The 14,522-nt window shown below is 71.7% G+C and carries 10 protein-coding genes; 5 read left to right on the top strand and 5 right to left on the bottom strand.

Going from position 1 to position 14,522, the window contains the following annotated elements; genetic code table 11:
* Nucleotides 1-22: 22 nt before the first annotated feature.
* Nucleotides 23-1,216, top strand: coding sequence for an ABC transporter substrate-binding protein (locus B7K25_RS08330; RefSeq protein ID WP_084105365.1), 1,194 nt, complete (start codon nucleotides 23-25; stop codon nucleotides 1,214-1,216).
* A gap of 82 nt (nucleotides 1,217-1,298) precedes the next feature.
* Complete coding sequence (locus tag B7K25_RS08335; protein ID WP_084105367.1) at nucleotides 1,299-2,597, top strand: aminotransferase class III-fold pyridoxal phosphate-dependent enzyme; 1,299 nt, start codon at nucleotides 1,299-1,301, stop codon at nucleotides 2,595-2,597.
* 8 nt (nucleotides 2,598-2,605) lie between these two features.
* On the opposite strand, the gene B7K25_RS08340 is transcribed toward B7K25_RS08335, so the two are convergent.
* Together B7K25_RS08340 and B7K25_RS08345 are read right to left on the bottom strand one after the other, a co-directional pair.
* Nucleotides 2,606-4,807, bottom strand: coding sequence for an ATP-dependent DNA helicase RecG (locus B7K25_RS08340; protein WP_084105870.1), 2,202 nt, complete (start codon nucleotides 4,805-4,807; stop codon nucleotides 2,606-2,608).
* 47 nt (nucleotides 4,808-4,854) lie between these two features.
* Nucleotides 4,855-6,369: a DAK2 domain-containing protein gene (locus B7K25_RS08345; RefSeq protein WP_084105369.1), complete on the bottom strand. Its 1,515-nt coding sequence runs from the start codon at nucleotides 6,367-6,369 to the stop codon at nucleotides 4,855-4,857.
* A 246-nt stretch (nucleotides 6,370-6,615) separates the two neighbouring features.
* Between B7K25_RS08345 and rpmB the strand changes: the two genes are divergently transcribed.
* Entirely contained in the window at nucleotides 6,616-6,807 is a 192-nt protein-coding gene (rpmB, locus tag B7K25_RS08350) for a 50S ribosomal protein L28 (RefSeq protein WP_061962473.1), read from the top strand.
* An 88-nt stretch (nucleotides 6,808-6,895) separates the two neighbouring features.
* Here rpmB and B7K25_RS08355 read toward each other — a convergent pair whose 3' ends face one another.
* The 3 genes from B7K25_RS08355 to B7K25_RS08365 form a co-directional block, all read right to left on the bottom strand.
* A complete protein-coding gene (locus tag B7K25_RS08355; protein WP_084105371.1) occupies nucleotides 6,896-7,642 on the bottom strand; it encodes a hypothetical protein in 747 nt (248 codons plus the stop codon).
* 75 nt (nucleotides 7,643-7,717) lie between these two features.
* Nucleotides 7,718-8,662, bottom strand: coding sequence for a thiamine-phosphate kinase (gene thiL / locus B7K25_RS08360; RefSeq protein ID WP_084105373.1), 945 nt, complete (start codon nucleotides 8,660-8,662; stop codon nucleotides 7,718-7,720).
* Between the two features lie 15 nt (nucleotides 8,663-8,677).
* Complete coding sequence (locus B7K25_RS08365; protein WP_084105375.1) at nucleotides 8,678-10,042, bottom strand: MATE family efflux transporter; 1,365 nt, start codon at nucleotides 10,040-10,042, stop codon at nucleotides 8,678-8,680.
* A 65-nt stretch (nucleotides 10,043-10,107) separates the two neighbouring features.
* On the opposite strand from B7K25_RS08365, the gene B7K25_RS08370 reads away from it, so the two are divergent.
* Both B7K25_RS08370 and B7K25_RS08375 read left to right on the top strand, forming a co-directional pair.
* Nucleotides 10,108-10,575 (top strand): DUF3515 family protein, encoded by a 468-nt coding sequence (locus B7K25_RS08370; RefSeq protein WP_084105377.1) that lies wholly within the window; start codon nucleotides 10,108-10,110, stop codon nucleotides 10,573-10,575.
* Between the two features lie 530 nt (nucleotides 10,576-11,105).
* Complete coding sequence (locus B7K25_RS08375) at nucleotides 11,106-14,426, top strand: PQQ-dependent sugar dehydrogenase (protein WP_084105379.1); 3,321 nt, start codon at nucleotides 11,106-11,108, stop codon at nucleotides 14,424-14,426.
* Nucleotides 14,427-14,522 lie beyond the last annotated feature (96 nt).

The following is a 14,522-nucleotide window of genomic DNA, read 5'->3' on the forward strand; positions in this document are numbered from 1 at the left end:
GCAGCACCAGGAAAGGTTCAGCATGAGACTCAGCACACGACGCGGCCTGATCGCCGCGTCCACCGTCGCCCTCACCACGCTCACGCTCGCCGCGTGCTCGAGCGGCGAGTCCGAGGAGGAGCCCACCGACGGCGCCACGACCGAGGAGACCACCGAGGACTTCGAGCCGCTCACCGAGGTCGCCCTGCAGCTGCAGTGGCTGCCGCAGGCGCAGTTCGCCGGCTACTACGTCGCTCTCGACCAGGGCTACTTCGAGGAGCAGGGCTTCGACTCCGTCGAGATCGTCCCGTCGGGCGGCGACATCGTGCCGCAGGACGCGCTCGTCGCGGGCGACGTCGACTTCGCGATCGCGTGGGTCCCGAAGGTCCTCGGCACGCTCGAGGCCACCGGCGTCGAGCTGACCGACATCGCGCAGGTGTACCAGACCTCCGGCACCCTCCAGGTGTCGTGGGCGGACAGCGGCATCGAGTCCGTCGCGGACTTCGAGGGCAAGCGCATCGGCTCGTGGGGCTTCGGCAATGAGTGGGAGATCTTCGCCGCGATGGCGGACGAGGGCCTCGACTCGACCACCGTGTCGATCACCACCCAGGACTTCTCGATGAACGCCCTCCTCGACGGCGACGTGGACGCCGCCCAGGCGATGACCTACAACGAGTGGGCGCAGATCCTCGAGGTCGTGAACCCCGACACGGGTGAGCTCTACCAGCCCGAGGACTTCAACGTCGTCTCGTACGAGGACACGTCCGGCGCGATGCTCCAGGATGCGATCTGGGCGGACACCGTGCGCCTCGACGAGGACCCGGCCTACGCGGACGCCGCCGTGCGCTTCCTCAAGGCCGTCACGATGGGGTGGATCTTCGCCCGCGACAACCCGGAGGAGGCCGCGACCATCGTCTACGACTACGCGGTCAACGCCGAGCTCGCCTTCCCCGTGGGCCCCGTGCACCAGCTGTGGCAGATGAACGAGGTCAACAAGCTCATCTGGACCGGAGCTGACTTCGGCGTGGTCGACGAGGCCGCCTGGGACCAGACCGTCGCGGGCGCGCTCGCAGCCGTGAACCAGGACGGGCTCAACCTGATCACCACGGAGCCCGCGGAGTCGGCATACTCGAACGAGTACATCGAGGCAGCGCTCGCGGAGCTCGCCGACGAGGGCGTCGAGGTCGAGGGGACCTACACGCCTCTCGACGTCGAGCTCACCGAGGGCGGCCAGTAGCAGTCACCGTGGTGGAGGGGCGGCGGTCCTACTGTCGCCCCTCCACCCTCCCTCCCCGCACGATCCCGACAGAGGTGGCCCCATGACCGACACGCTCAGCAACGACCGCTCGTACGTCTTCCACTCGTGGTCCGCGCAGGCCACGCTCGCGCCGCTCACCATCGCGCGCGCGGAGGGCACCCGGCTGTGGGACGAGGACGGCCGCGAGCTGCTCGACTTCTCGAGCCAGCTCATCAACGCGAACATCGGCTACGGCAACCGCGCGATCGTCGACGCGATCAAGGCGCAGGCTGAGCTGCTCACCACGGTCGCCCCGCAGCACGCGATCGCGGTGCGTGGCGAGGCGGCGCGCAAGGTGGTCGAGCGCGCGCCGGACGGGTTCACCAAGGTGTTCTTCACCAACGGCGGCGCGGACGCCAACGAGAACGCGATCCGCATGGCGCGCCAGCTCACCGGCCGCCGCAAGGTCATCTCGGGCTACCGCTCGTACCACGGCAACACCGGCGCCGCCGTGGTCGCGACCGGTGACTGGCGTCGCGTGCCCAACGAGTACGCGACGGACCACGTCCACGTCTTCACGCCGTACCTGTACCGCTCGGAGTTCCACGCCGCGACCCCGGAGGAGGAGTGCGAGCGTGCGCTGCGACACCTGCGCCGCACCATCGAGGCGGAGGGCCCGGCCGGCATCGCCGCGATCATCCTCGAGACCATCCCCGGCACCGCCGGAGTCCTGGTCCCGCCGGACGGCTACCTGCCCGGCGTGCGCGCGCTGTGCGACGAGTTCGGCATCGTGATGATCCTCGACGAGGTCATGGCGGGATTCGGCCGCTCCGGCGAGTGGCTCGCGCTCGACGCCTTCGGCGCGACCCCCGACCTCATCACCTTCGCGAAGGGCGTCAACTCGGGCTACGTGCCGGTGGGCGGCGTGATCATGTCGGAGCGCATCGAGCAGCACTTCGAGGACAAGGTCTTCCCTGGTGGGCTGACCTACTCGGGGCACCCGATCGCGATGGCGTCCATCGTCGCGAGCCTCGATGCGCTCGCCGCCAAGGGCGTGATCGACAATGCCAAGGCCGTGGGCGAGGACGTGTTCCGGCCGCGCCTCGACGCGATCGCCGCCGCGCGCCCCGACGTCGTGGGCGAGGTGCGCGGCAAGGGCGTGTTCTGGGCCGTCGAGCTGGTCGCCGACGCGGTCACGCGCGAGCCGGCCTCACCAGCGACCGTCGGCGCGGTCAAGAACGGCCTTATCGAGCGCGGCGTGCTGCCGATCGTCGCCGACAACCGCATCCACATGGTGCCGCCGTGCGTGATCACCGCAGAGGACGCGCACGCCGGGCTCGACGTGCTCGCCGAGGTCATCGGCGCGTTGCCACAGGCGTAGGGCGGGGCTCAGCCGCGCTCGAGGAACTCCTCGCGGTCCTCCCCGAGCCACGAATCGATCGCGGCGGCGAGCGCCGGTGCCTCGTGCAGCTCGGGGTCGGCGTCGACGATGCGTCGCGCCACCGCGCGCGCCTCGTCGATCAGCGCGGCGTCACGCACGACCCGGAGGAGCCGCAGCGAGTTGCGCCCCCCGGACTGCGCGGCGCCGAGCACGTCGCCCTCGCGGCGCAGCTCGAGGTCCTTCTCGGCGAGCTCGAAGCCGTCGGTGGTCGCCGCGAGCGCGTCGAGGCGCTCCTTGCCCACCGTGCCCTCTTCAGCGCGCGACACCAGCAGGCACACGCTCGGCAGGGAGCCGCGGCCCACGCGGCCGCGCAGCTGGTGGAGCTGAGAGATGCCGAAGCGCTCGGCGTCGAGGACGACCATCATGGTCGCGTCGGGCACGTCGACGCCCACCTCGATCACCGTGGTCGACACGAGCACGGGCGCCTCGCCTGAGGCGAACGCGGCCATGGCGGCGTCCTTCGACTCGGGCGCCAGCCGCCCGTGCATGACGCCGATGCGCACGCCGGCGAGCTCGGGGCGCTCGCCGAGCATCACAGCCGTCTCGGACACGGACGCCAACGGCGCCTTCGGCGCCTCACCTGCACCGTCGTCCAGCTCGAGCGCTCCCCCGGCGTCGGACTCGGGGGCCCCAGCGAGCGCATCGGCCTCCTCCGGGGCGTCGTCGGCGTCGATGCGCGGGCACACCACGTAGACCCGGCGGCCCTGGTCGACCTCCTCGCGCACGCGCGCCCAAGCGCGCGCGAGCCACGCCTCGTTGTCGGCGGGCACCACGTGCGTGGCGATCTCCGCGCGGTGCGCGGGCTTCTCCGTCAGGAGCGACGTCTCGAGATCTCCGAAGACCGTCATGGCGACCGTGCGCGGGATCGGCGTAGCCGTCATGACGAGCATGTGCGGCGGGTGCGCGCCTCGGGCGCGCAACGCGTCGCGTTGCTCGACGCCGAAGCGGTGCTGCTCGTCTACCACCACGAGCCCGAGGTCCGCGAACTGCACGCCCTCGCTCAGCAGCGCGTGCGTGCCCACCACGATGCCGGCCGCGCCCGAGGCGGCCTCCGCAAGGGCGACGCGGCGAGCCTTCGAGCCCTGGGATCCGGTGAGGAGCGCGACCCTCGTCGCGGTGTCGGCGCCCCCGAGCATTCCCCCGTGCCCGAGCGGCCCCAGGAGCTGCTCGAGCGTGCGCAGGTGCTGCGCCGCGAGCACCTCGGTGGGCGCGAGCAGCGCCGCTTGCCCGCCCGCGTCGACCACCTGCAGCATCGCGCGCAGCGCGACCACCGTCTTGCCTGCGCCTACGTCGCCCTGCAGCAGCCGCAGCATGGGCGTGGCCGCGGCGAGGTCCTGCGCGATCGTGGCGCCGACCTCGCGCTGCGAGCCGGTGAGCGGGAACGGCAACCGGGCGTCGAGCGCATCGACCAAGCGACCGCCGGCCCGCGGGCGAGGGACCGCGGCGAGCGCCTCTCGGGCCGCACGGCGCCGCGCGAGGGCGGTCTGCAGCACGAGCGCCTCCTCGAACCTCATGCGATCGCGCCCGCGCCGCCAGTCCTCGGGGTCGTCCGGCACGTGCACCGCGCGCAGCGCCTCGAGCAGAGTCGGCAAGCCGCGCTCCTTGCGGATCTCCTCCGGCACAGGATCGGGCACGTCCTCCTCGACCAGCGGATCGAGCACGGTCCGCACCGAACGGCCGATGCGCCACGTCGGGACGGACGCGGCCGCAGGGTAGATCGGGATGGGGCGAGAGGCCTCGAGCATCGCCTCGTCCTGGTCGGCGGCGTCGACGCCGACGATGATGTAGTCGGGGTGCGTGAGCTGGCGGCGACCGCGATACTCCCCCACGGTCCCCGTGAACAGACCGGCGCGGCCCGGCACCAGCTTGGACTCGTGCATGCGGAGCACGCCCGCGCGCTTGGCGAAGAACGTCAGCTGCAGGGTGTCCCGCCCGTCGGTCACGACCGCCTCGAGCATCGCACCGCCGCGGGAGCGCATGGTGCGGACCTGCGCGGTGCGGACCTGCGCCATGACGGTGACGTGCTCGCCCGGGACGAGCCTGCCGATCTCGGTCATCTCGCCGGGGCTGCCGTAGCGGCGCGGGTAGTGGCGCAGCAGGTCCTCGACGGTCTCGAGGCCCAGCCTCCCGAGCCCTCCGGCCGTGCGCATGCCGAGCACCTTCCCGAGCGGCTCGTCGAGCCGTGAGGCGGCCACGCTCACTGCTGCCGTTCCACCCCGATGAGCACCGCCGGCGCGGCCTGCTGCCCGCGGTAGACGTTGACGTCCGCCTGCGGTGACGTGCCGTGCACCGACAGCCGCACCGCGTCGGCCACGGCGTCAGGCACGCCTGCGGCAAGGATCAGCGTGACGATCTCTGTCCGGGGATCGATCATGCGGTCGACGTCCTCGTCGAGCGCGTCGCCCGTCGACTGGCCGACGACCGTGTCCGCCGCTGCGGCCGCCATCTGCTCGGCGAGGTCCTGGCCTGGCGTCGTCAGCGCCGCCGCGGCCACGGCGGCGACGACCTGCGCCTCGTGCTGGGCGTCGAGGACGGTGAGGACCGGCTTGCGCCGCTTGCGCGCGAGCTCGAGCGCGGCGGCTCGCAGCGCGGGGTGCCCGGCGACGACCACGGCCGCTGTGCCCGAGGCGTCCTTGACGGCGCGCCTCAGCGCGCGCCGCTTGAGCGCCGTGGGGTCGGGCACCACGAGCACGACGGCGCCCGCATCGGCGAGCGGCTCCGCGATGCCGGGGCACGACGTCAGGGCCACGATGCCCGTGGCCGCGCGGTCCGCGTCGTGGCCCAGCCGCACGTTGCGCACCACGATCTGGTGAGCCTTGGACGCGATGCCGCGCTCGACCGCGAGGTGCGGCTCGTCGGTGTGGACGTGCGCCTGCCACAGGTCGTGGGCGCCCGTGACGGCGACCGAGTCCCCGATGGTCTCGAGCTCGCCGGTCAGCGCGTCGCGGATGTCCTCCTGCGAGCGCGCGACGAACATCACCTCGTACGCGCCGCCCTCGTCCTCGTGCTCGTGGCCCCGCGCGATATCGCCGACGAGTCCACGGGAGCGGTCGTCGACCTCCCACTCGACCTCGTCGAGCGACGCGAGCGCATCGCTGCCCGCGAGAGTCTCCGCGAGCATCTCGAGCTGGAGCACGAGCCCGGCCGCCCCGGCGTCGACCACGCCGGCGGCGCGCGCGCTCGGCAGCTGCTCGTGGGTGAGCGCGAGCGCGGCCCGACCCGCGACGACGGACGCCACGGCCGTCGCCTCGCGACCAGCGCCCGCCTCGACAGCGTCGGCTGCGCCCTTGGCTGCCGCGCGCGCGACCGTCAGGATCGTTCCCTCGACGGGCGATCCGACCGCGCGATACGCGGCCTCGGCCGCGAGGTCGAGCGAGCGCGCGATGCCGGCCGCGTCGACCCGGCTCAGGCCGCCCTCGCCGTCGATGGACGACAGGAACGCCGTGAGGTACTGGCTGACGATCACGCCCGAGTTGCCACGCGCGCCCATGAGCGCACCGCGCGCGAAGGCGGCGACCACCTCTCGGTGCGTGGCGTCGTGAGCGAGCTTCGCGACGGCGCGATTGCCCTCCTGGAGCGTCAGGTAGAGGTTGGTGCCCGTGTCCGAGTCGGGCACGGGGAAGACGTTGATCGCGTCGAGTCGCTCGCGGGCGTGCTTGACGGCGCGCGCGCCAGCGTCGAGCCAACTGCGGAGGTCGGCGCTCTCTGCCATCGGGGCCTCTCGTCGTGATCCTGTGCGTGCGCTCGATCCGGTGCCGGTCGAGACTGCGGTGACTTCCGGGACTATGGTGTCACGTGGTCCGGACACCGCGGGCGCGTCCCTGAGCACCGCGATCACGCGGCCGTTTGCCCGATGTGCCCCACGTCGGCTACCCTAGTGCGGTTGCCTGACACCAGGCTGTCGAACGTGGCGCCGCCCAATCGGGGCGAGGCGCAGGTATTTTTTAGGAGAACTATCGTGGCTGCCAACTGCGACGTCTGCGGCAAGGGACCGTCCTTCGGTCACTCGATCTCGCACTCGCACCGCCGGACCAAGCGTCGCTGGAACCCCAATATCCAGCGTGTGCGCGCCGTCGTGGCGGGTACCCCCAAGCGTGTGAACGTCTGCACCTCCTGCCTCAAGGCGGGCAAGGTCCAGCGCGCCGTCTGACCCGGCGCACCTCGCAAAGGCCGATGATCCCCTCGGGGACATCGGCCTTCTGCATTCCCCTGGAGACCCCGTCGGCGGGCGAGCTGGGTCAGCGGCGCTTGCCGCCGTCGCGGCCCTTCCACCACCAGCCCTCCTGATGTCGCTCGTGATGGCGCTTGCCGGCATCGGCGGAGCTCCACGAGCGCTGGTGACCATCCTCGCGGCCGCCCCACGGCGGCGCGCCGTCGCCGCCACGGTGGCCGGCCGATCCATCGGAGAGGCCCCCCGGCGAGCCCGTGCCGCGCGCATCGGAGCGCGCCGTCCCCTCACCGTCACCTGAAACGGCCGACGAACCCGACGCACCCGACTTACCCGAGGTCGAGCCTCCCCCGGTTCCCCCGCTCGCACCGGGCGTCGCGGAGCGGCCGTCGGTCGCGGTCGAGGCACCAGTTGCCGGAGCGCCTCCCGCCCCGGCGCCACCCGTGCCGTTGGCGGGGCCGGCCAAGGCGCTCGCCTGCGCCTGAGCGACCTCCGGCTGCTCGACGACGACCTCGACGCGCACTGCCGGACCCTCCGGGTCGTCGTCCATGTTCGGGATCACGATCTGCGCGAGGTCAGCGGCATGCGCGGACGGGGCGACCGGTCCGCCGACGCCGACGCCGGTACGTTCCGCCGGGCCGGCGGCCTGACCCGACACCCACACGAGACCCAGTGCCGCGATCGCCACGGCGCACGCGCTCGCGGCGGCGGTTCCGGTGATGCGAGCGACGAGGTCGGTCGACGCCGCGGACGCGGCCTCGCCGCGCGCGCCGCGACGCCCGTCGCCGCTCAGCGCGGCATCCCCCAGCCCCCTCATGGTGACGAACCTACCAGGAGGAAGACTCGCAGATGTGGAGTTGCTCACACCGGCGGGGCGCCTGCCGCCGCACGCTCAGCCGAAGTGATCCCACCCGGCGACGCTCGGCGGCGCACCGTCGACGACGAGCCCGCTGCCCTCGCGCACCTCGCCGATGACGCGCCAGGTCGACGGCACGGCGGAGGTCCGCGGGAACGCGGCAAGCATGTGATGGTCCTCCCCACCGCCGAGCGCCCACGCGAGCGCCGCGTCGACGTCCAGACCGAGACCTCGCGCCGTGCGCACGGCCGCGTCGTGCACCGGCACGAGCGACGAGTCGATGGAGAGCTCGACCTCGGATGCACGGGCGATGCGTGCGGCGTCGCGCACCAGCCCATCGGAGAGGTCCATCATCGCCGTCGCGCCGTGGAGCGCGCCCTCGAGACCCGCACCGATCCGCGGCGCGGGACGCAGGAAGAGACCGATCGCCTCCTCGTCGACGCGGCTGCCCCGCTCGAGCTGCTCGAACCCCGCGCGGGCCGCCCCGAGCGCCCCCGACACGGCGAGCACGTCGCCAGCGACCGCATCGGCCCTCGTGATCGGCTCCGTGCCGTGGGTCTCGCCCAGGACGGTCACGGCGACGACGATCTCGCTGGCCCCCGAGAGGTCGCCGCCCACGACGCCGACGCCGTGAGGCTCGCACGCCTCGCGCAGGCCGTCGGCGAGGCCCAGCACCCAGTCGACCGGAGTGCTCGGCGGCGCGCACAGCGTGACCTCGAGCGAGGTCGCGACGGCGCCCATCGCGTCGATGTCGGCGATGTTCTGCATCGCCGCGCGCCATCCCACGTCCTCGCCCGTCGACCACGCGGACCGGAAGTGGCGGTTCTCGACCAGCACGTCGGCGCTCACCACGAGGTGCCCGTCGACGGCCAGGACCGCCGCATCGTCCCCGGGTCCCAGGATCTCCGCATCGGAGCGCGGCAGGCGCGGCGAGAAGAGAGCGATGAGGGCGTCCTCGTCCATGTCACCGATGGTCGTCATGTCACGAGCCTAGGGTCACGCCTCGGCGGTACGAAGCCAACCGCGCGTGCGGCTGAGCCGCCAGTACGCGGCTCCGAGCAGCACGCCGCGGGCAACGTTGAGCAGCGTGAAGGCGAGCCACAGCGCGTCGTTGCTCGCCTCACCCGCGATCCACGCGGGGATGAGGAAGGCAGGCAGGTACACGCCGAGCACGGCGAGCAGCATGGTGTTGCGCATGATGCGCGACTGCCCGGTGCCGATGAAGATGCCATCGAGCTGGTAGGCCGCGACCGAGATCAGCGGCAGCCACGCGGCCCAGTGGTAGTACTCGGCCGTCGTCGCCGAGAGCCCGGGAAGGTCGGTCATGAGGGCGATGAACTGGTCCTGGGCGAGCAGGAACACCGCGGTGAAGGCGCCCGCGATGACGAGCGCCGGCACCGTCGCCGCGAGGTTGACCCGGTGCAGCTCGCGGACGTCCTTGGTGCCGATGGCCTTGGCGCTCATCGCCTCCGCGGCGTGGGCGTAGCCGTCGAGACCGTAGCTCGCGAGCAGAGTCAGCTGCAGGAGGATCGCGTTCGCCGCCAGCACGTCCTCGCTGATGCGCCCGCCCGCCGCCGTGAGGAAGGTCAGCGCGACGTACAGCAGCGTCGTGCGGATCGCGAGGTCCGCGTTCATCGTGAGCAGTGACCGCCAGCGCCGGCGCAGCCCTTGGCCGCGCCAGCGCCGCAGGCGAGCGCGCAGCTCGGGATCGAGGAAGCGCCACAGGAGCACGATCGCGAGCGCCAGACCCACCCACTCGGCGGCCATGGTCGCCCAGGCGGCGCCCGAGGCTCCCCATCCGAAGCCCCCGACGAAGGCGATGTCGAGGCCGAGGTTGAGAACATTCACGGTGACAGCGATCGCGAGCGGACGGCGGGTGTCCTGCGAGCCGATGAAGTAGCCCGTGATCACTGACGTGCCGAGGACGGCGGGAAGTGAGTGGATGCGGATCTGCGCATACGTGGTCGCGAGCTCGCGCACCTCGCCCGGCGGCGCGACGATGGTCATGGCCAGCGGGATGAGCACCCACTGGATGACGAGCAACGCCGCGGCGATGACGCCGGCGAGCAGCAGGCTCCGCTGCAGGTGGGAGATGGTGTCGAGCCGGCGCCCCGCCCCCAGCGCCCTGCCGACGAGGCTCGTCGTGCCGAGCCGCAGGAAGGACAGCACCCAGTACGCCGCGGACAGCACGATCGACCCCGCTGCGACGGCGCCCAAGTTCGCGGTGTCCGAGAAGTGGCCGAGCATCGCGGTGTCGACGAGGCCCACGAGGGGAACGGACACGTTGGCGACGATCATCGGCCAGGCGAGGGCGAAGGCGCGCCGATGCGGCAGTCCGGCGAGGAGGGCGCGCGTGGTCACCGGTCAAGGCTACGAGGTGCCTCACGCGGTCAGGGACCGGCTCGGTGCCCGATTACGCTGGATGCATGCCTCGCCGTGCCACGATCGCCGCTCTCGTCGCGACGCTCGCCGCACCGCTGCTGGCAGGGTGCGCGCACGCCGTGGTCGTCGAGCCCGCGACGTACGCCGCGGATCCGGACTGCGCGCGAGTGATGCTCGCGATCCCCGAGGTCGTGGGCGGGCTCGAGATGCGCGCCACGACGTCGCAGGCGACGCAGGCCTGGGGCGACGAGTTCGAGATCCTCGCGCGCTGCGGCGTCGAGCCGCCTGGGCCGACCACCGAGCAGTGCATCGCCGTCGAGACGCCGGCCGCCCAGGTCGACTGGCTCATGGCGGAGCAGGACGACGCGTGGGTCGCGGTGACGTTCGGACGCTCCCCCGCCCTCGAGCTGACCGTCCCCAAGATCCGCGCGGATGAGGCCGTCGGGGACGTGCTCGCGGAGCTGTCGCCCGCGGCCGCCCTGGCGCCCGCCAACGGGCTTGAGTGCCGCTGACGGGCCGCTTCGAGCCACTGCGCTGAGTCACCCGCCCCGACGCTGATGCTTGCGCGCGACGCGGGCAGCACGTGGCGCCGCACCGCGAGCCCGCGCACGGCCCGACGAGCGTGTCGGGGGCGGTCGAAACGTCATATGTGGTCCGACTTGCGGCTTTTGATTGACATGCGTCATAAGTCGCTTTAGGTTCGACTCATGGTCAATGCCGATCATCACCCGGAGCACGCGAGCCCCTTCTCGACGAACCTCCGGATGACGCCCCCTCGGATGCCCCACGGTCAGGCCACTGCGCGCCTGGGCCTGTGCCGCGGCACCACCGGCGCGACCCGTCGCGCCACCTCATCGACGCGCGCCGATGACGGCGTGGCGCTGCGACCGCGAAGGGAGGCATCCACCTCCTGAAGGGGCCCCGCCGCCCGTGATCCTGGACAGACACGCGGACGGCGGGACCTCAGCATCACCCCTCAGACGAGAGCGTCGACCCCCGGTGGAACGGTCCGCGACGCCTCATCACCGGAAGGAAATGCCACATGCAGTCTATCCGAGCGGGCGCCACGGGCGCCGCTGCCGCATTTGCGCTGATCGTCACTGGACTGGGGACGTCAGCGCAAGCGCACGACGGCATCGATCACGATGCCGAGCCAGGAGCCGCCGAAGCCCTGGACTGGACGAACTACGAGAAGGTCCTTCTCACCAAGGACACGGGCGAGCCCATCGGCCTGACGGTGATGCCGGACGGTTCTGTGCTGCACACCGCTCGCAACGGCGACATCCGTCACACCGACCCGTCGACGGGCGTCACCGAGGTCGTCACCACGGTCGACGTGTACGCCAACTCCGAGGACGGCCTGCAGTCAATCGCGATCGCGCCCGACTTCGCCGAGTCGGGCTGGGTGTATCTGTACTACGCACCCCGCGTGATGGAAGGCGACGACTACCCGGAGACCACCCCGAGTGGTTCCGCACCCAACTCCCTCCCCGCGGGCGAGGACGAGTCGTACTGGGACATCTGGAAGGGATACAACCAGCTCAGCCGCGCGCAATGGGACGAGTCATCCGGCTCGATCGACATGACCACCGAGCAGGTGCTGCTGACCGTCGAGGTCCAGCGCGGACAGTGCTGCCACGTCGGAGGTGACATCGACTTCGACGGCGAGGGCAACGTCTACGTGTCGACGGGCGACAACACCCCCGCGGGCACGCCCGGCGCGAACGGCTTCGCCCCCAACAACAACGCCCCGGGCATGAACCCCGGCTTCGACGCTCGTCGCGGCGCCGGCAGCACCAACGACCTTCGCGGCGCGATCCTGCGGATCCACCCCGAGGACGACGGCTCGTACACGATCCCGGAGGGCAACCTCTTCGAGCCCGGCACGGACCTCACGCGTCCCGAGATCTTCGTCATGGGGCTGCGCAACCCGTTCCGCATGGAGGTCGACGATGTCACCGGCGCGGTGAGCTGGGGAGACTACGGCCCCGACTCCGGCGTCGCGAGCGCCGAGCGCGGCCCGCTCGGCTACGTCGAGTGGCAGAGCACGACCGCGCCGCTGAACGGCGGCTGGCCCTACTGCCACGGCCCGAACGCGAACTACAACGAGTGGGACTACGCGACCGCCACCCCGGGTGAGTGGTTCGATTGCGAGGCGGGGGCCGAGAACAACTCGACCTGGAACACCGGCCTCGAGGTGCTGCCGGCGGCGACGGCGCCGCAGGTGTACTACGGCGACAACCCCGGAGACCAGCCCTTCGACGAGTTCGTCACCTTCGACGCACAGGGCGGCCAGGGACCGATGGGCGGACCCACCTTCCACTTTGACCCGGACGGCCCCGCGTCACAGTGGCCCGAGTACTGGGACGGCAAGGCGTTCTTCTACGAGTTCTCGCAGGACTACATCGCCGCGCTCACCATCCCGGACCCCGACGGTCCCGTGACCCACGTCGAGCAGGTGCTGCCCAATGAGGCCCTCACGGACAACGTGCAGGCGATCACCGACAGCCCCATCGACATGGAGTTCGGGCCCGACGGATCGCTGTACATCCTCGACTACGGCAACGGCTTCTTCCGCCAGAACCCCGAGGCGGGCCTGTACCGGGTCGACTACGCGGCGGGCAACAAGAGCCCGACGGCGGTCATCTCCGCGGACCCGATCTCATCCTCGACGGCCCCGCTGTCGGTGACGCTCGACGGATCCAACTCCACCGACCCCGAGGGCGAGGAGCTCACCTACGAGTGGGACACCGACGGCGATGGCACGTTCGACGCCACTGGCGTGAGCGTGAACCCGACCTACGAGGACCTCGGCCAGTACACCGTGCGGCTGCGGGTCACTGACCCCGCGGGACGCACCGGACTCACGTCGACGCTCATCACCGTCGGCAACGTCGCGCCGACGCTCGTGGCCGATCTGCCGCTCGACGGCGGATTCTTCGCCTGGGGTGACGCGGTGCCGTACTCGTTCACCACCTCGGACCCCGAGGACGGTGCGGGCACCGTCTGCTCGAACCTGAGCTGGACGTTCGGCCTCGGCCACGACACCCACGCTCACCCAGAGGTCCTCGGCAGCGGCTGCTCCGGCGCATGGCTGACACCGGCCGACGCCCCCGAGCACGGCGCGACCGAGAAGCTCTACGGCGTGGTGGTCGCGACCTACACGGATCAGGGCAACGGTGACATCCCGCCGGCACAGGCCGAGGTGTCGCTGATCCTCAACCCGTTCGTGCAGGAGGCCGAGCACGCCGATGCCCTCTCCGGGGTCGAGGTCGTGGCCGACGACACCGCGGGTGCGTTGTCGAAGGTCACCAGCCTCGACGCCGGCGACCACCTGTCATGGGATCCCGTGAACTTCGCGGGGATCGACGGAGTGCTCGTGCGCGGCACGGGCTCCGGCACCATCGAGCTGCGGTGGGGCGGTGCGGACGCCGAGCCGTTCGCGACGGCGGACCTCGACTCGAGCTCCTGGAGCGAGGTGGCGGCTGACGTCGTCGCGTTCCCGGAGGGCACGGGCGAGCTGTTCGTCACGTCCTCCGGCGGCGTCGACCTCGACACCCTCACGTTCGAGGGCCCAGGCGTCACCGACGTCACGGCGCCGACGGCGTCCATGGTTGCCGACCCGGCCGAGCCGACAGGCTCCAACGGGTGGTACACGGGACCCGTCACGCTGCAGATCCAGGCCGAGGACAACGGTGCGATCGCCAACGGCGAGGTCTCGTACGACGGTGGCGAGACGTGGACCAGCGTGCGGCACCCGTGGTTCGGCACCCTGCAGCCCGTGACTGTCGACGACGAGGGCGTCACCGAGGTGCAGTACCGCGCCACGGACTCGGGCGGCAACGTCTCCGAGGTCGGCTCGATCACGGTGAGCATCGACGGCACCGCGCCCGAGGTGTCCCTGTCTGGGGTGGCCGACGGCGACGTCGTGGGCTCCACGGCGACGCTCGACGTCGCGGTGGAGGCCACGGACGCCGTGTCGGGCGTGGCCTCGACGACCCTCACGCTCGATGGCGTGGAGATCGATCCGGGCGAGCTCGATGTGTCCACGCTGGACCTGGGCGCACACGAGCTTATCGCGACGGCCACCGACGAGGCGGGCAACTCCGCCGACTCGGTCGTGACCTTCACGATCGAGCCCACCGCGGACGACCTGGGAGCCCACGTCGAGCGCCTGCTCGCCGGGGACGACCTGCCGTCGAACGAGGCGGCGCAGCTGAGCGCCTTCCTCGATCAGGCTCTGCGTCACCTCGACGCGGGCCGTGACGCTCAGGCGTTCAAGGCTCTCGAGCGACTGGCGAATACCAGTGACGACGAGCTCCTGACGCGCGACATCGCGGCGATCATCGCATCGCTGCAGTGAACCGTGGGGCGGGGCGCCTCCCCTGGCGTCCCGCCCCGCACCGCCGTTCCCGGCTCGCGGGACGGCTCCCCCACCACGGCGGCGACGGCGCTGCCG

It is taken from the genome of Demequina sp. NBRC 110056 (assembly GCF_002090155.1).
Classification (GTDB): Bacteria; Actinomycetota; Actinomycetes; order Actinomycetales; family Demequinaceae; genus Demequina.